7 protein-coding genes are annotated in these 18638 nt (G+C 69.1%); 3 read left to right on the forward strand and 4 right to left on the reverse strand.

Features of this window, described 5'->3' with window-relative positions:
• Positions 1-94: 94 nt before the first annotated feature.
• The gene (locus AB0P21_RS07095) at positions 95-1756 is read right to left on the reverse strand and encodes a glycoside hydrolase family 13 protein (protein ID WP_363694460.1); all 1662 of its coding nucleotides are present in this window, start codon (positions 1754-1756) and stop codon (positions 95-97) included.
• Between the two features lie 86 nt (positions 1757-1842).
• Between AB0P21_RS07095 and AB0P21_RS07100 the strand changes: the two genes are divergently transcribed.
• Positions 1843-3042 carry an ROK family transcriptional regulator gene (locus AB0P21_RS07100; protein WP_363694462.1) on the forward strand — a complete coding sequence of 400 codons (1200 nt, stop codon included), beginning with the start codon at positions 1843-1845 and terminating at the stop codon, positions 3040-3042.
• On the opposite strand, the gene AB0P21_RS07105 is transcribed toward AB0P21_RS07100, so the two are convergent.
• Together AB0P21_RS07105 and nagZ are read right to left on the reverse strand one after the other, a co-directional pair.
• Complete coding sequence (locus AB0P21_RS07105; RefSeq protein WP_363694464.1) at positions 3031-3600, reverse strand: GNAT family N-acetyltransferase; 570 nt, start codon at positions 3598-3600, stop codon at positions 3031-3033. The two genes, AB0P21_RS07100 and AB0P21_RS07105, sit on opposite strands and share 12 nt — an antisense overlap.
• Before the next feature lie 52 nt (positions 3601-3652).
• On the reverse strand, positions 3653-5110 hold the full coding sequence (nagZ, locus tag AB0P21_RS07110) for a beta-N-acetylhexosaminidase (RefSeq protein WP_363694466.1): 1458 nt from the start codon (positions 5108-5110) through the stop codon (positions 3653-3655).
• 317 nt (positions 5111-5427) lie between these two features.
• Between nagZ and AB0P21_RS07115 the strand changes: the two genes are divergently transcribed.
• Both AB0P21_RS07115 and AB0P21_RS07120 read left to right on the forward strand, forming a co-directional pair.
• Complete coding sequence (locus tag AB0P21_RS07115; RefSeq protein WP_363694468.1) at positions 5428-6372, forward strand: ROK family protein; 945 nt, start codon at positions 5428-5430, stop codon at positions 6370-6372.
• Between the two features lie 349 nt (positions 6373-6721).
• On the forward strand, positions 6722-7276 hold the full coding sequence (locus AB0P21_RS07120) for a hypothetical protein (RefSeq protein ID WP_363694470.1): 555 nt from the start codon (positions 6722-6724) through the stop codon (positions 7274-7276).
• 138 nt (positions 7277-7414) lie between these two features.
• On the opposite strand, the gene AB0P21_RS07125 is transcribed toward AB0P21_RS07120, so the two are convergent.
• Positions 7415-18385 carry an amino acid adenylation domain-containing protein gene (locus tag AB0P21_RS07125; protein WP_363694472.1) on the reverse strand — a complete coding sequence of 3657 codons (10971 nt, stop codon included), beginning with the start codon at positions 18383-18385 and terminating at the stop codon, positions 7415-7417.
• Between the last annotated feature and the right edge of the window lie 253 nt (positions 18386-18638).

Genomic DNA, 18638 nt, shown 5'->3' on the forward strand with positions numbered 1-18638 from the left:
GTTCTTGTTCTTGTTCTTGTTCTTGTTCTTGTTCTTGTTCTTGTTCTTGTTCTTGTTCTTGTTCTTGTTCTTGTTCTTGTTCTTGTTCTTGTTCTCAGATCAGCCAAGCTGTGGTGTCGGTGGGGAGTTTGTCGCCTTCGAGTGGTGCGCTGGAGAGCACTACCGCACCCTCAGGCAGCTCGATCGGCGCGGCGCCGAAGTTGGTGACGGACTGCCAACCACCAGGACGCGTGAAATGCAGCGCCCACTCAACCCCATCCATCCACTCCAGACCGGCACCCGTCTGCAACCCCCGGCGCACAGCCAAAGCCTTGCGGTAAAGGGACAGCGTCGACGCGACATCACCCTCCTGCGCCTCGACCGAGTACGACCCGAACCACGTCGGCTGCAGCAGATGCGAGCCACCCGACCCAAAACCAAAGGACAAACCACCCACCGTCCAAGGCAAAGGAACTCGGCAGCCGTCGCGCCCCTTCTCGGCACCCTTCGACCGGAAGTAGGCAGGATCCTGCAGATTGGCAGCAGGCAGCTCACCAACCTCCTGCAACCCCAACTCCTCGCCCTGATACAGATAAGCCGACCCAGGCAGCGCAAGCATCAGCAGTACTGCGGCACGCGCCCGCCGCAAACCCTGCTCGACATCAACCGTCGGCTCGGTCCCGTTGCTCAGCAGCCATGCCTTGCCGTCCTGCCACGCGCCCTCGGGATCCCGAGGCAGCCCGTACCGCGTCGCATGGCGAACCACATCGTGGTTCGAGAACACCCACGTCGACGACGACCCGTTCTCCTCCGCCAGCGCAAGGTTCTCCTCGATCACCTTGCGAAACTTCCCGAAGTCCCAGTCCGCCTGCAGCAAATCGAAGTTGAACGCCTGCCCCAACCCCTCAGCACTCGCGTACCGCGCCCGCCGGGCAGCCGGCACGAACGCCTCGGCAACAGCCGACCGCGGCGGGTCGTACTCGTTCAGCACCTTCCGCCACTCGGTGTAGATCTCGTGCACACCCTCGCGATCCCACAGCGGGTGCGCCCCGTTCGACTCCGACTGCCGCGGCAGCGTGGTCTTCGACGGCAACGGCTCGCTCAGATCCTTGATCAGCGCATGCGCCACATCCACCCGGAAGCCGTCCACCCCACGGTCCGACCAGAACCGCAGCGTGGTCAGGAAATCCTCGCGCACCTCGGCGTTGTCCCAGTTCAGATCAGGCTGCTCGGCCGCGAACAGATGCAGATACCACTGCCCGTCCGGGCTCTGCGCCCAGGCCGACCCGCCGAACACCGAGTCCCAGTCCGACGGCGGCTCGTTGCCGTCCGGCCCGGTGCCGTCGCGGAAGATGTACCGATCACGAGCAGCGGAGCCGGCCGGCGACGCCAGCGCCTCCTGGAACCACTCGTGCAGGTTGGAGGTGTGGTTCGGGACGATGTCGACGATCAGCTTGATCCCGGCGCCGTGCAGCGCGCCGACCAGCTCGTCGAAGTCGGTCAGCGTGCCCAGCCGCGGGTCGACGTTGCGGTAGTCGTCCACGTCGTACCCACCGTCGGCCAGCGCGGACGGGTAGAACGGGCTCAGCCAGACCGCGTCGATGCCGAGTGACGTCAGGTACGGGACGCGGCTGATGATGCCCTGCAGATCGCCGACGCCGTCAGCGTTCGAGTCCGCGAAGCTGCGCGGGTAGATCTGATACACGACCGCCTGCCGCCACCAGTTGGCATCGGTCGAGCCGCCCACCGGGATCACCTGGGTCTCCGTGCTGGTCAAGAGCGCCTCACTCTGGTTTATATAGACTCTAAATTTAGATTCTGCAGTATTCTGCGGCGGGACTCGCGAGGAGGTCAAGAGCAGAGATGGTGAACACCTCGGCGGCCACGCCGCCGCTGTTACGCAGGGTCAACGCGGGCAAGCTACTAGGCGTGCTGTCCACCGCGGGCGTGATGACCGGTACCGGCCTGATCGAGGCCACCGGCCTGACCCGCGCGACCGTGCACGCGGTCTGCAACGACCTGATCGCGATGGGCTGGGTGCTCGAGCTCGACCCCGGCCACGACGCCCCCGGTACGCCGATCGGCCGGCCCTCGCGCCGGTTCGAGTTCAACAGCCAGGCCGGCTACGTGCTCGGCATCGACGTCGGCGCGGCGAAGACGACCGTGCTGCTCTCCGACCTGCGCGGCGAGACCGTCGCCAAGACCGGCCGGTCGTTCCTCTCGGTGAAGACCCCGGCCGAGCAGACACAGGTGGTCAACGAGGCCGTACTGGAGGTTCTGGCCGAGGCGCGAGTGACGGACGCGGAGGTGCTCGCGGCCGGGGTCGGGGTGGCCGCGCCGGTCGATCGGGAGGGCAACATCCTCTCCGACGACGAGTTCTGGCGACGATTCGACGCCGGCCTGACAACGCGGCTGACCGAGTTGCACGGCTGGCCGGTCCTGCTGGAGAACGACGCGAACCTGGCCGCGCTCGGCGAGCACTGGCGAGGTGAGGCCCGTGACGTCGATGATCTGGTCGTGCTGCTGGCGGGCGAGCGGTTCGGCTCCGGCCTGATGGACTCCGGCCGGCTGCTGCACGGCAGCCGCGGCGGCGCCGGCGAGATGGTCTACCTCAAGCTGGTCGAGGGCGTCGGTGACACTGCCGGGATCGCGCGGACCGCCCGCGAGCAAGGCGTGAAGGCGGTGGCCGACCCGACCGTAAAGACCAGCCTGCGAGACCTCGGAGAACCGCTGACCGCCGAGTTGGTCTTCGCCGCCGCGGCCGCCGGCGATGAGGTTGCCTCAGGCATCCTTCGGTTCGTGGCCGGCCGGACCGCCCGGGTACTGGCCACGCTGGGCATCCTGTTCAACCCCGAGCTGATCGTGATCGGCGGCGCGGTCGCGACCGGCGCGAAGGCGCTGCTGCCCGAGATCGAGGCGCAGCTCGCGACCTTCACCACCACCCCGCCGCGAATCGCGGTGTCGTCGCTGGGCGACACGATCGTGTCGGTCGGGGCGGTGCGCCATGCCCTCAACTACGTCGAGCAGCACGCCCTGGACCTCCAACTCAGCTCACGAGGCTAAGGACCAGCGGGGCGAACCGCCGATCGGGGTCCACTCAGGGCGAATGATGCTGTGCATCTTCGAGTCCCTCCAGCCGGTGCGGATCAGCACCGTACGGCGAAGGATCCCTTCATGGGTCATCCCAATCCGCTTCAGCACTGCGGCCGAGGCGGAGTTGCGAGGATCGCAGGTCGCTTCGATGCGCTCCAAGTCCAGGTACTCGAAGCCGAACTGCAGAAGGATCCGCCCGATCTCGCTGGCGACCCCCTGACCCCAGTAGTCCTGGTGAACGGCATAGCTGATCTCGCCGCGCCGCCAGACGGCGTGCCGGACATTGACCTCACCGACACCCAGTACGCCGGACTCCGGGTGGGTGGCGACCCAGGCGAACCGGGTCCGCGGCCGCACCGCCGCGGACGCGATCGCGGCGGCCACGAAAGCCTCGGTCTCCGCCTCGGTGTTCGGTCCCCAGGGCTGATAGCGGCAGGGCTCCTCCAGCGACGCCCACTCATGGATGCGGGCCCAGTCGCCTGGTTGGAACGGCCGGAGCGTGATCTTCGACAAGTCGAGAGCAGTCACGCCCGCCAGGCTAGACCTGAAAACGATGCCCGGCGGGGACTTCAGCCCTGAATCATGGAACGCGGGTCAGCAGCTGAGCCGCGGCCTCCAGCACCACCAGGTTGCGCCCGTACGTCACCGCCGTCGGAACAGCCGCCGGTACCAGCGCCCTGTCCTCCGGAATACCCGTGCAGAGCACGAAGACATCACCCTCGTGACTCTCCAGCAGGCTCTGCAGCGCAGCCCGCATCCACGGAGTACGAACAGCATCCTGTACTCCGACCACCAGCGGCCGGCCGATCGCCGCATTCTGCGCCTCGGTGAGCGCTTCGTGATCCTCGCCGCGCAGTACTACGCCCGCCGAGCCCGGCGCGACCTTGGCGAAGACCTCCGGCAGCCCACTGAAGTACGGGTTCCAGGCCGGGTGCAGCCCCTGCGTCAGATCCACCACGTACGGCGCTCCGCCGAGACCCGGGAAGTCCTGCCGCGTGACAGTGCGCGCCGCGACCTCGCGGGTCGGCGCACCATCCAGTCCAGGCTGGCGCGGCCGTGCTGCCAGCGTCGCCGCGAGAGCGCGAACCCGGCCGGCCGCCTCCGCGAGCCGCGCTGCGTCGAGCGTGCCCTCGCCGACGGCCTGCACCAGGCGATCGGTCAACGCGCGGGGATCCGCCTCGCCGATCGCGATCATCGCCAGGTCGGCGCCGGCCCGGATCGAGGCCACGGTGGCGTCCTCGATCGACTGGGACTTGGTGATCGCTTGCATCTCCAGCGCGTCGGTGGTGATCACGCCGGTGAAGCCGAGCTCGTCGCGCAGCAACCCCTGCAGGATCCGCGGGGACAGGGTGGCCGGCTGGTCGTCGTACGCCGAGAAGATGATGTGGGCGCTCATGATCACGTCCGCGCCGGCCGCGATGGTCGCCTTGAACGGCGCGAGCTCGACCGCGTTCACCTGCTCGACCGAGCGGTCCACCCGGGGCAGGTCGAGGTGCGAGTCGACCGCGACGTCGCCGTGTCCGGGGAAGTGCTTCGGGCAGGCGGCGATGCCGGCCTCCTGGACGCCCTGGACGAACGCGACGCCGTGCCGGGAGACGACCTCGGCCGTCGTACCGAAGGAACGGGTCGAGATGATCGGGTTGGCCGGGTTGCTGTTCACGTCGACCGACGGCGCGAGCATCAGGTCGATCCCGAGCGAGGCCAGGGTGGCCGCGGCGTCCCGGGCGGCCGAGCGGGTCAGGTCGACGTCGTCGAGCTCGCCGAGTGACCGCGGCGAGGAGAGCGGCCAGGGGTTGGCCGGCGCGAGGTGGCTGAACTCGCCGCCTTCGTGGTCGATCGCGATCACCAGGTCGGGGCGGACCGCGCGCAGCGACGCGGTCAGCGCCGCGACCTGCTCGGCGCTCTCGACGTTGCGGGTGAACAGGATGACGGCACCGAGTCCGGCGGCCACTGCGCGCAGCAGCTCGTCCGAGGCGGTGGTTCCGTTGAAGCCGACGATCAGTGAGCCGGCAGCGTCGCGGTCCAGTTGGTCACTCATGGCACTACCCTCTCCTGCCCGGAACCCCGCCGCCACCTGAAGCTGTCACGGACAGCGAAGGATTGCCCTACATCTGACCTAGCACGGCCTTCCCAAGGCCATCGTTGTCAGACTATGTCAGGTCATGATTTGAGCGCCCACCTGCGGGTTCATCGATGATTAGCACCGGCAAGGCCTCGCCGGATCGGCCGGTTACGGATAACGTTGTCTCCCGACCTGACCGCCCGCTGCGAGGAGCTCCCCCACGTGACTGCGCAGATCATCTGTGTCTCCTCCGGCCGCCCTGACCATCTGCACCGGCACTGACGGGGGGGATCATGAGTTACGAGGCAGCGACGGTGCTCGGCATCGACATCGGCGGCACGAAGATGGCCGCCGCGATCGTGTCCGCCGACGGCGAGATCGTCACCGCGGACCGGATCGCCACCCCGCCCGGCGACGCGGACCAGGTGTTCGCCGCGCTCGGCGAACTGGTCGGCCGGGTGATCGGGGACGCCACCCCCTCCGCGGTCGGGATCGGGTCGGCCGGACCCCTCGACCTGCAGCACGGCCTGGTCTCGCCGGTGAACATCACCGGCTGGCGGAACTTCCCGCTGGTCGACCGGGTCCGCGCGCTGGTCGGCGACGTACCAGTCACCCTGGGCGTGGACGGCCACTGCTTCGCGCTCGGCGAATACTGGACCGGCGCCGGGCGTGACGTCGGCAGTCTGCTCGGCATCGTCGTGTCCACCGGAGTGGGCGCCGGCATCGTGCTCGACGGCCGGCCTTTGCTCGGACAATCCGGCAATGCTGCGCACCTCGGGCACGTCGTGGTCGACCTCGACGGCGAGCCGTGCGCGTGCGGCTCGTACGGTTGCGTCGAGACCTACGCCTCCGGCCCGCGGATGGTTGCCCGGGCCAAGCGTCGCGGGTGGCGCAGTACCGAGGACGTGGACGCGGCGGTGCTGTCCGCGGACGCCGCCGGCGGGGACGAGATCGCCCTCGCGGTCTTCGACGACGGCGCGCAGGCCCTCGCGGCGGGCATCGTTGCCACCGCTGTCACCGTTGACCTGACGACCGTCGTGATCGGCGGCGGGGTGGCCAAGGCGGGACCGGTGTTGTTCGACCCGGTCCAGCGCTGGGTGAAGCGGCTCGCGCAACTCCCGTTCGTCGCCGACCTGACCGTCCAGCCGGCCCAGCTCGACAACGCCGGCCTGATCGGCGCCGCCCGGCTCGGCTGGGATCTGTTGCCGTTGGCCAGTTCCGGGAGCGCCCTGAGGTAGCTCCGTCCGGTAGTTGGCGCCACCGTAACCGTCCGGCGACGGTCTGCGACCCCTCACACACAAGGACGACGTGCGGTAAGGGGTCTCCCGAGCAAATTTGCGCATTTTTTACGCAATTGCCGAAATCCTTGTAACGCTGACCCCTGCTCCCGCGATGCAACGGATGGATGGAGTGGGGGCACGTCATCCGAAGGGCAATCAGGGGGGCCTGCATGCCAGGGATTGACCGCCAGCGTGTGCGGCGGGGAGGCGACTCCTCGCCGCTCGCGCGGGCAGCGAACGCAGTACCGATGTACGCACGTCCACCAGCGTTGTCCGGGGCAACGCTCGACCGTAGGGACAGGTCCTGATGGACGTTGTCGTTCTGATCGTCTTCGCACTCTTCTTCACCGCGCTCGTGGTCGTCACGACGACCAGCCACGGGGTACTGCGTGCTTCGGTACGCCGCCCGCGGCTGTTCCAGTCGGTCGTCGTCCTCGCAGCCGCGGCCACTGTTCCGGTCGACCTCTACGCCGTCATCTACGGCACGGTCGGCCCGGGTGGCAGCGCGATCGGCGAGGTCACCGGCCGCTTGCTGCTGCTGAACGTCGCCGCCGCGTGCGGCGTCGCCGCTCTGCACGAGTCCCTCCGGGGACGCGCCATCTCCGCCGCCTCGGCCCCGGACGACCTGTCCGAGTCCGAGCAGCCGGTGCGGATGGGCGTGCTGGGCTGGACCGGCCCACTGATCGCGCTGGTCGCGGTCACCGCCGTCGTCGTACTCGGGTCCCGGGGGAACGGACCTGAGCTCGGCAACGTCGAACCCGTCTGGGCCGCGTATTCCCTGCTCATCTGCGTGATCAGCGCCTACGCGCTGCTCCGCCGGGGAGCAGCAGAGGTAGGTGCGGTCGATCCTCAGGAGGGATGAGGATCGAGCGCGGGTTCTGCACCGCGGACGGTAGGCCGGAGGTTGCGGGAGGGTAGCCGCCGGCACACCAACCCCGTAGGCGGTGCAGAACCGACTTCCCTGGGAGCGTGGGGTTGTTTGTTGCAGGACCGCCTTGTTTCAGGAGCCTTTGAGCCACTCGGGCGCGGGCAGCCGGGAGCGGTCCAACTTGCCGCTGGCATCCAACGGCAGGTCCTCGACCGGGATCAGGTCCGCCGGGACCAGGTAGATCGGGAGCTCCTTGGTGAGCTCCAGCAGCAGGTTCGCCAGTACTGCGGGATCGCTGTCCTCCAGTACGACGTACCCGATCAGGCAGGTCTCGCCGGCCGGGTCCGCACAGCCGACCACCACGGCGTCGATCACGCCAGGCAGGTCGGCCAGGACGTGCTCGGTCTCCCCCGGCTCGACCCGGTGCCCACGGATCTTCACCTGGTCGTCGGCGCGGCCCAGGTAGTCCAGCGAACCGTCAGCGCGCCAGCGACCGAGGTCGCGGCTGCGGTACAGCCGTCCACCCGGATGCGCCGGGTCGCTCACGAAGGCCCGCTCGGTCTCGTCCGGCCGACCCAGATAGCCCTGGGCGACCGCGACGCCGCCGAGGTGGATCTCGCCGATCGCGCCCACCGGCACCGGCCGCAACGCCTCGTCGAGCAGCCGCACGACCACCCCGTCGATCGGGCGGCCGATCGACGGCCGGTCTTCGTCCGGGTCGACCTGGTGGATCGTGGTCACCACGGACGCCTCAGTCGGGCCGTACTCGTTGTAGAGCGTGCACTCCGGGTGCGCCTCGAGGAAGTCGCGGATCTTGTGCGTGACGACCATCGCCTCGCTGCCCGCGACGATCTCTTGCAGGGCAGGCAGTTCGGGCACCTTGCGCATCGTCGCGAGCAGCGCGGTCAGCGGCGTGAACGCCATGAACAGCCGCTCCACCCCGTTGTCTTTCAGCGCCGCGACGACGGCGTCCGGGTCGTACCGGTCGTCCTCGCCGATCAGCACCAGCGCCGAGCCGGAGGCCAGCGCGGTGAACATCTCCTGGACGTGCACGTCGAAGCCGAACGACGTCCACTGCAGTGTGCGCATCGATCGCCTGGTCCGCAGGTAGTGCCGGATCAGGTTGACCGGGCCGCGATGCGGTACGGCGACGCCCTTCGGGTTTCCGTTGGAGCCGGAGGTGTAGATGCAGTAGGCGATGTCGTCGGCCGCTGCCCGGACCGGCGGAGCCTGCTTGGCCCGCAGATCACCGTCGACCGCTGCCACCGGGACAAGCCGCAGCCCCAGTCGATCCGCCAGCGCCGCGTCGTCGCCGACCAGCGCGACCGCACCCGCGTCGGCGGTCATGAAGGCCCACCGCGACTCCGGTACGCCGGGGTCAAGCGGCAGGTAGGCGGCGCCAGACTTCAGCACAGCCAGTACTGCGACCACGAGCTCCGCGCCGCGCGCCACCCGGACGGCGATCAGCTGACCCGGCTTCACGCCGAGGTCCACGAGTTGCCAGGCGATCGCGTTCGAGCGGCGATCGAGTTCGGCGTACGAGATCTCGCGGTCGCCGTGGATCAGCGCGATCGAGTCGGGCGTGCGGGCCACCTGCTGCTCGAACAGGGTGTGCAGGCCGCTCAGCTCGCCCGCGACCACCGCGTCCCGGCGGGTCCGCCCGACCGGGCCGGTCGGAGCGGCGGCGCCCTCGAACTCGATCAGGATCTTCTGGTCGTCCTCGATCGGCAGCATCAGGTCGGGCAGGGCGAGCCGCGGTTCGGCGATCGCCCGGCGCAGGACGGCCTCGAGGTACGCGAGCAGTCGCTTGATGGTCAGCTCGTCGAAGAGGCCGGCGCGGTAGTCCGCAGTACAGGTGATGCCGGTGCCGTGGTACGCCAGGCGGAAGCGGAGGTCGAGCCCGGGTGCGAGGTCGTCGTCGCCTGCCTCGAACTCGACCAGTACTTGGAAGAATGGGTCCTGGTCGAGTGTGACGAGGTCGGCCGTCGAGTGGTCGACTGCGACGGTCGTGACCTCGCGGACTCGCTGGGCCAGGTCGCCGAGGTCGGGCTCGCCGGTGAGGTCGAGGCGGAGCGGCAGGGCTGGTTGCGGGACCGTGTCGCCGGGGCGGCGGAGGGCCGCAGTACCGATGGTGATGTCTTCCTGCGCGGCGAAGCGGCCGAGCACCGTGCCGACGCCGGCGAGCATCGTCATCAGCGGGCTGACCCGGCGATCGCGGCTGAACGCGAAGACGGCGTCGCCGAGCTGCGAGTCGAGCTCGTGCGTGACGGTGGCGATCAGGTCGTCGCCGGCCGGACGTGGGCGATCGGTCGGGAGGACGAGCGGCTGGGCGCCGTCGAGGACGGTCTGCCAGTAGTCCAGATCCCTGGCCCGCTTGGCTTTCTCGGCCTCGGCCTTGTCCTCCGGCTTGTTCTGCTGCTTGATCTGGTGCGGAGCTGGTACTGCGGGCGCCGGCGTCCGGTCGAGCTTCTGCGCCGTCTCGTTGAGGAGCGCGAGCTGCTCGTGCATCAGCTTGGTGACCCCGTCGACCAGCTGACCGGCGACCCGCAACTGCTGCGACATCAACGCGGCCATCCCCGAACCAGGCAGCTCCGCCTCGCTCGTCGCCGCCGCCGCGGCGTCGACCTTCGCCGCCAGCTCAGCCAGGCCCGAACCGAGCACCGCCAAGGCGGCGCGCGGATCCGCGTGCTCGACCGCAGCAGGCTTGGCCGGCTCGTCCGCGGGGCGCAGCAGGTCGAGCGGGTCGACCTCCTCGTCACCCGGCTGGTTGCGTGAGGCAACGGCCGAGGCGAGTTTGTGGGGCGTGTTCAGCTCGTCGAAGAGCTCGCTGACCGCGATCTCGACCTGGAACCGCTGCCCGACCTCTTCGACCACGCGCAACATCGAGAGCGAGTCGGCGCCGAGCTCGGCGAAGGTGTGGTCGACGGTCAGGTCGTAGGGGTCCAGGCCGAGTTGTTCGCCGGTCAGGTCGAGCACGACCTCCAGCGAGTCGCGGTACAGGTCAGCAGCCGAGGCAACCGGTACTTCGGCTGCCGCGGCGGGCTCGTTCTGCTTTTCAGAAGCCTCAGCCACCGCCGACGGCTCACCATCGGAGGCAGCTTCAGCCGACGTCTCGTCCCCGGCCAACGGGGAAACCTCGGCCGACGCCTTCGTAGTAAGGGCCTCCGGCAGCATCCGCACATAGGCGCTGGCGACCAGCTCGACGCCGTTGGCGTCGTTGGACTTGGTGCCGGTGGCCTTGGCACCGTTCGACTTGGCGCCGTTGGCCTCGGTGCCGTTCGACTTGGCGTCGTCCAGCGCGGCGACCGGCTTCGGCTCCTCCGGCTCCAGCTCGATCGGCTCCACCGGCGCCGCCAGGCGGTCGTCGTCCGCCGGGATCGCGAACGGCGACAGGTCGTGCGTCTCGATCTCCTCGATCGCCGGCACCACCACACCGTTCGACGCCGGCGGATCCAGCGGGATGCGCTTCAGCGCCGCCCCGCTCCGCTCGATCGAACGCTCCTCCACCACCGGCGGCTGCGCGAGCGCCACCGGCCGCGCCGAGGCGTCGACCGGGTGGTGCACCCGACGGAACGGGTACGTCGGCAGCGGCACCCGGCCGCTCTCCGGGTAGACCTTCGCCCAGACGATCTCGGTGCCCTGCTCGTACAGCTCGGCCAGCCCGTTCATCGTCGCCAGCACCGGGTCCTGCCCGAGCCGCTGGGTCGGGATCCAGGTGCTGTTCGGCGCGATCCGCCGCCCGGCCGGGCTCAGTACGGCGTCCGGCCCAAGCTCCAGGAATCGCCGGCAACCAGCAGCCGTCAACGCCTCGACCGCGTCACCGAACAACACCGGCTGCCGCAACTGACCGACCAGGTAGTCGCCGTCGAGCGCAGTACCGCTCTCCAGCAACTCCCCCGACCAGCTCGACACCATCGGCATCCGCAGCGGCTTGAGCTTGATCTCGGCAACGACCTTGGCGAAGTCGGCCAGGATCGGCTCGACCAGCGAACTGTGGAAGGCGCGATCGACATCCAGCCGCTGCCACTTCAGCTCCAGCCGATCGAGCTGCTCGGCCAGCTGCCCGACGATCACCTCGGACCCAGTCAGCACGAACGACTGCGGACCGTTGCCGGCGGCAATCTCCACTCCCGGCGTCTGGGCCAGCTGGGCGACCCGATCGGCATCCGCCCTTACTGCGACCATCGCGCCCGGCGCAGTACCGCGCTGCATCAGTACTCCGCGCTGCGCGGTCAGCTTGATGCCATCGGCAAGCGACAACGCTCCCGCGACGCACAGTGCGGCGTACTCGCCGACGCTGTGCCCGACCACCAATGCGGGCTGCACACCGAACGACTGCCACAACCGGGCCAGCGCCAGCTCGAACGCGAACAGCGCAGGCTGCGCGGTCTCCGTCGGCCAAACGCCGTCGGAACCAGCAGGCGTCAGCAGCAACTCGAGCAGGCTGCCGCCGAACTCCTCTTCGTAGACCTTGTCGCATTCGTCAAGCACCGCACGGAAAACGGGGAACCGAACGGCCAGCCCCGCGGCCATCCCGCGTCGCGCCGCACCTTGACCGGTGAACGCGAAGCCGAGCGGCCCGGGTCCACCACGCGGCACCTCCGCGGTGACGGCTGTGCTGAGCGCTTCGGCCAACTCCGCCTCGGACGAACCAGCCACAGCGATGCGGTGACGATGCGCCGGGCGACCGATCGCCGCAGTACCGGCGAGATCGATCAGGCGCTGCCCGGTGCCGTCTTCGAGGTCGATGCGGAACAGCTCGGTGAGGTCGGCGAGCGCGGCCGGATCCGGCGCCGAGATCGGCAGCACGACCGGGCCGTCCTCACCACGACGGATCTGCCGCGGCGCCTCTTCCAGGATCACGTGCGCACTGGTGCCCTTGGCATCGAGTGCGCTGACGCCGGCGCGCAACGGCGTACCGGCTTCCCAGTCGCGCACCTCGGTGCCGATCACGAACGGACTGCCGGCCGCGCCGAGCTCGGGGTTCGGCTTGCGGTAGTTGATGGTCGGGACCAGCGTGCGGTGCTGCAGCATCAGCACGGTCTTGATCAGCCCCGCCATCCCGGCGGCGCTGTCGAGATGCCCGATGTTGGGCTTGACCGACCCGATCGTGCAGAACGCGACCCGATCGGTGTGCTTGCGCAGCGCCGCGGTGAGCGCGCGGAACTCGACCGTGTCGTCGGCCGCAGTACCGGTCGCGTTGGCCTCGACGTAACTCAGCGACTCGGCCGGTACGCCGGCCTTCTCCAACGCCCGCTCGACCAACTCGACCTGACCGGCCGGCCCACCGTCATTGGTGACCGCGGACCCCTTGATCACGGCGTACACGGTGTCGCCGTCGGCAATCGCCTGATCAAGCCGCTTGAGCAACACCGCCGCAACGCCGTTGCCCCCGACCGTGCCGTCAGCCGCCGCGTCGAACGCGCGAACATGCCCGGTCGGCGAGAGGATCGACCGAGCACTCGCGTGATAACCCGTTGCCTGCGGCACATGAACCGCGGCCGCGCCGGCGAGCGCGAGATCCGCGTCGCCACTGCGCAACGCCTGACAGGCAAGGTGAACCGCCACCAACGAAGACGACCAGGCCGCCTGCACGCCGATCGCCGGCCCGGTCAACCCGAGCCGGTAGGCAACGCGAGTGGCGAGGTAGTCGGACGGCTGATTCTGCTGGGTGTAGAGATTCATGCCGGAGCCGGCGAAGATGCCGATCCGCCCAGAGGCACCCGCGTAACCGCCGTGTTCCAGCGCTTGCTGGCAAACCTGCAGGAACAACCGCTGCGCCGGATCGGTCAGCTCGGCCTCGCGATCGCTGAGCCCGAAGAACGCGGCATCGAACAACTCCACGTCATCCAACGCCCCACTGACCGCGACCAGCTCTTCGTCACCGAACGCGTCGCTCCCGCCGGCCTCCCGCAACTCCTCCTCGGAGAACCGCCGGACGCTTTCTACTCCGCCGAGGAGGTTGTCCCAGAACTCGTCGACCGAAGCTGCACCGGGGAAGCGACCTGCTAGCCCGACGACAGCTACGGGGTCTACGGTGCCGGCCTTGGCAGCCTTCTGCTTCTTTCGCTTCTCGGCGCCGGGGCGGCCGGGTGCGCGTGCTGCCGCTGGCTGCTCTGCGGTGGCCGCGGGCGCGGCGGTTACAGCTGTCGGTACGACGTCAACTTCAGCCTCTGCAACCGGTGCGTCGCCAGCACCTGCCTCCGCAGCCGACGCCTCAACAGCGTCTCCACCTGCGAGCGACTCATCCTCAACATCTGCATCCGGTACTTCGGCAGCGCTCTCCGCGACCGACTCATCGTCAGCAGCCACTACGTCGACTACCTCGGCATCTTCAGCCGGTACGACGTCAGCATCCGCTTCTACAGCGTGTACTTCGGGAGCCGCATCTTCTGCAGCCGGCACATCTTCAGCAGCGCTCTCTGCATCCGCCCCAGAGTCGGCGGCCGGTACTTCGATTGCCTCGCCAACCGGAGCCGGTACGGCGTCAACATCCGCCTCCGCAGCCGACGCATCTTCAGCATCCGCGGCCGCCGCGTCAGAGTTCTCGGATGCACCCTGTACTTCGACAGGCTCGTCTTCTGCGTGCGCTTCATCCTCAGCATCTACAGCCGGTTCTACGACAGCAGCGCTCTCTACGGCCGACTCATCATCAGCAGCCGGTACGTCGGCTGCCGTACCATCCGGTGCCGGTACGTCGTCAGCCTCTGCCTCCGCAGCCGGTACCTCGCCAGTGCCCGCCTCTGCTATCGGCGCCTCGACAGCATCGCCACCTGCAGCCGACACATCGTCAGCGCTTACCGCCGGTACTCCGGCAGGCTCGCCTTCTGCGTGCGACTCATCATCAGCATCCACAGCCGGTACGTCGGCAACTTCGCCGTCTGCAGCCGGCACATCAGCCACCGCCTGGACGTCAGCGTCCTCGCCCTCGTCGCCAACCGATTGCTTGGCGCTCTCCGGCGCGACCTCCACCTCGGCGGGTTCTACAACCGCAGCATCCGATTCTGCTGCGGCGCTGTCTATCGCAGGAGGTTCGGCGGGCGCTACATCAACTGCAGCAGGTTCGTGGTCGCCAATGCGGATGGCCGGCAACTGAGTCGTCTCTTGATCCAGCTCATCCTCTGCAAGCGCGGCGGCCTGCTCGACTTGCGTGGACTGCTCGTCGGCGGCCCGCTCGTCATCTGCCGACGCTGCGTCTGGCTCCACCGACGCTTGCACGGCTGCGGCCTGCTCATCGGTCTTGGTCGCAGGTGCGGCCGAGGCGTGCTCGTCGTCGGACGACGCGGCGGCGGCATCGTCGGCAGCTTGCTCCTGGGACGCCGGTACGTCCTCCGCAACCTCGTCAGCAGCTTGCTCTTGAGTCTCTGGTACGTCGGTCGCACGCTCGTCAGCAGCTTGCTCGTTGGTCGCCGGTACGTCGTCGGCTTGCTCTTGCGTTGCCGGTACGTCGTGAGTCTGGTCGGCCGCCGACTGGTCGTCGGAGATCGGCGCAGGCGTGTCCGATACGGCCGGAGTTTGCTCGTCGTCAGACGCAGCAGCCTCGTCGGCCCGCGCTTGACCCGCCGGTACCTCGTCGGCTTGCTCTTGAGTGTCTGGTACGTCGGTCGCAGGCTCGTCAGCAGCTTGCTCGTTGGTCGCCGGTACGTCGTCGGCTTGCTCTTGCGTCGCCGGTACGTCATGAGTCTGGTCGGCCGCCGACTGGTCATCGGAGATCGGCGCAGGCGTGTCCGATACGGCCGGAGTTTGCTCGTCGTCAGACTCAGCAGCAGCCTCGTCGGCTTGTGCTTGGCTCGCCAGTACCTCGTCCGCTCGCTCCTGCGTCGCCGGTACGTCGGCAGGCTGGTCCGCCGCCGACTGGTCGTCGGAGGTCAGGGTGGCGCTTTCGCGGGGCGGGCTGTTCTCGGCTGTCGTCGGCGCGGGGGCTGCGGGCCCGGGTGCAGTCGGCTCGTCGGCAGACGGAGCGTCGGCTGCCGGCGAGGTGTCGGCAGCCTGCGACAAGTCGGCAGCGGGCGAGGCTTCGGCTGCGGACGGGGTGGTGTCCGGCTCGTCGAGTGAAGCTGAGGTCGCGGCTGGCTCTGGCGTGGTGGGTCGTGCGGAGAGGGCCCTGGGCTTGGAGGAAGCCTCGGAGTCGTCGGGCTCGGTGGCCTCGGCTCCGTGGGCCTCGGTGGCTGCTGCCCCGCCGGGCACCGTGGCCGCGGCGGCGTCGAGCTCCGTGGCCGCGGCGGCGTCGGCCTCGGTGGCCGCTGCAGCGTCGGCCTCAGTGGCTGCGGCTCCGCCGGGCTCCGTAGCTGCGGCGGCGTCGGGCTCCGTGGCCGCTGCAGCGTCGGCCTCAGTGGCTGCTGCTCCGCCGGGCTCCGTAGCTGCGGCGGCGTCGGGCTCCGTGGCCGCTGCAGCGTCGGCCTCGGTGGCTGCTGCTCCGCCGGGCTCGGTGCCTGCGGCGGCGTCGGGCTTGGTGGCTGTGGTTCCGTCGGTCTCGGCGGCTTCTAGCTCGGCTGTGTCGGTGGTTGAGCCCGGTGTGGACGCGTGCGTCGACTTGGTGAGCGGGTCGGACTCGGTGAGCGGCTCGGCTTTGCTGTCCCGCGTCTGGTTGAGCGGGTCGGGGGCGGTCATTGAGGCGAGCTGATCAGCGGTGCTCTCACTCGGCTGGCTGAGCGAGGTAGGTGCGGGCGTACCGGCGAGCGAGATCGGGTCGGCCTCAGGTGAGTCGGTGAGCGAGGACGGCTCGGGGTCAGACGACTTGGTTGGGGAGGACGGCTCGGAGTTGGACGGTTCGGTGAGCAAGCCGGGCTCTGGCGACTTCGCAAGCGCCTCGGGCTCTGGCGACTTCGTAAGCGCTTCGGGCTCAGGCGACTCCGCAAGCGCCTCAGGCTCAGATCGCTCGGACCGCTCATCGGACCGGTCGGACGACTCCGCGAGGGTGGCACCGTCGCGTGATCCGCCTCGGGTGTCGGCTTCACGCGGCTCAGTGGAGGTGTCCGACGTGGATGCTTCCGCCTGCTCGCCGGCTTTAGGCGGAGCCGCGGGAGCGCCAGGCATAGCTGATCCGGCGAGGATGTCCGCCTCACGCGGCTCGGACTCACGAGCCTCAGGCTCTCGCGGCTCAGACAAAGCATCCGGCAACCGGTTCGCACCCAGCGTCGGCCGTTGCGGCGGGTGCGGGATCGACTCCTGCAGGTTCCGCCGCCAAGCCAGCCGCACGATCGGCAGCTCAGTCGTCTGCTCGCTCGCATCTTCTTCGAAGTCCGACGAGCGGGCAGCACCGGCGAAGGAGCCGGGCCGCACCGGGTCGCCGTACGGTGAAAACGAAGGCGCAGCACCAGGCGGAGTGGCATACGGGCCCGGCGCGGTCTCCAAAGTGTTGTCGAGCCAGCGTTGCTTCAGCAGCGGACGGAGGATCTTCCCGCCGGGCGTCGTCGGGAAGTGCCGACGAGGGACGCCGACAACCCGCGCATCCAAACCGAGGCGACCGCGCACAGCCGAGCGGATCGCCTCGTCGACGCCCTCGGCGGAGTCCGAGGCGAGGGCGTAGAAGATCAGCAGGCGCTCGGTGCCTAGAGCAGCGTCGGCGACGCCACAAGCGGCGACCAGCCCAGGCACAGCACCAGAAGCCGTCGCGGCGACTGCCTCGAGCTCATGCGCGTAGTAGGTCTGGCCGTTGAGGATGATCCGTTCGCTGTCGCGGCCGGTGATCACCACCTGGCCGCCAGAGATAAACCCCTGGTCGCCAGTAGCGAGCCACTTCCGGGCTGGCCAGTTGCCAGCAGGGAAAGCCGCCTTATCGGCGTCCGGATTGCCCAAGTAGCCAGGCGTCACCCGAGCCGAAGCGATCTGCAGTTGGCCGATCCGGCCCTCCGGCAGTACTGCGCCGTTGGGGCCGACGATCCGCACAGTCGCGCCAGGAGCCGGAGCGCCTACTGACACCAGGCTCAGTACGCCGGGAGCGTCCGTGCGCCCCTTGCCGGGACGCGCGACAGCGACCTTGCCGGTGGAGGTCCGTTGGTCGACCCACTCGACGACGCCGGTCTGGGAGATCCGCACGCGATGCACGTTCGGGGTGAGGCCGGGGCGGCCGAAGGTGATCCCGGTGACTGTCTCGGTCATGCCCCAGGCGGCGACGAAGGTCTCCGGCACGACGCCGAAGCGGTTCGTCAGGCGCAGGAACTCGCTCACCACCGGGACGGTGATCTGCTCGCCGCCGCTCACCAGGCTGCGCAGCGCCGACAGGTCCCAGTGCCGGTCGGGCTCCCCGGCGATGGCCGCGCCGGTCAGGCGGTAGCCGAAGTTCGGCGACCAGGAGTGGTTCACCCGGTGCTGGTCCATCAGGTCGAGCCAGCGCAGCGGGTCCGCAAGCACCCAATCGGTGGCCACGTGGATGTTGGTGCAGCCGGTAAAGACGGGCAGCAGGTGGTAGAGCAGGAACGCGCCGCTGTGGTCCAGCGGCAGCCAGTTGAGCGTGGTCTGGCCGGGGCGCACCGGCAGCATCGCCGGCGTACCGGCGGCGAACTCGACCAGCCCGCGATGCGTCAGCTGGATGATCTTCGGCGTACCGGTGCTCGAACCGGACGTCATCATCAGCACCGCGACGTCGTCGGCAGCAGGCCGGTGGAACTCGGTGGTCGGCTCGTGCCCTGCCAGCGCGTCCGGATCGAGCACCGGCAGGCCGAGGTCGTTCGGCAGGTCCGACGGCCGGCCGATCAGCACGGTCCAGCCGAGCAGATCGGTGACCTTGCGGAGCCGCTCGCGGCCCTCCTCGGTCGTGTCACCCTCCGGCGCCGGCGACATCAGCAGCGGGCGGATACCGCCCAGCGTGCACGCCCAGAACGCAGCGAAGAACCCGACCGGCTCGGTGCAGTGGACAACAGCCGGATCACCAGCCCGTACTCCGTTGGCGCGCAGCCCGGCCAGGATCCGCGCGGCCAGCTCGAGCAGCGTCGGGAAGTCCAGCCGGGTCTCGCGACCGTCGGGGCCGATCTCGACGACCCCCGCAGTACCGAAGTCGCGGGCGGCACGCAGCAGGGCGCTGGGCAGATCGCGCGGGTATCCCGCGGGGATCATCAGCGCCGGTCCGGTGCTGATCGCCGGCCGGTCCGCACCGCTCCTCATCGCACCTGCCCTGTACTACGCGGGCGGCGGGCAGCGGAGGCAACAGTGCTGCGACCCACGGACACGCCTCCCCCACTGGACGGAGCCGGGCTCAGGGCATGCCCGTCTCGCTGGTATCGACAGATTGCCCCGTTGCCGACCCGCGCGACGAGGGTGACCGAGCGGTCCCGGTGCGTCATCGACAAGCCGACGAACGGGAACCTTACCAGCCGAAATGTGACCTGGCCGAAGCAGATCCGGCAGCTGACTGTAA

Source organism: Kribbella sp. NPDC056861, assembly GCF_040687575.1.
Taxonomy (GTDB): domain Bacteria; phylum Actinomycetota; class Actinomycetes; order Propionibacteriales; family Kribbellaceae; genus Kribbella.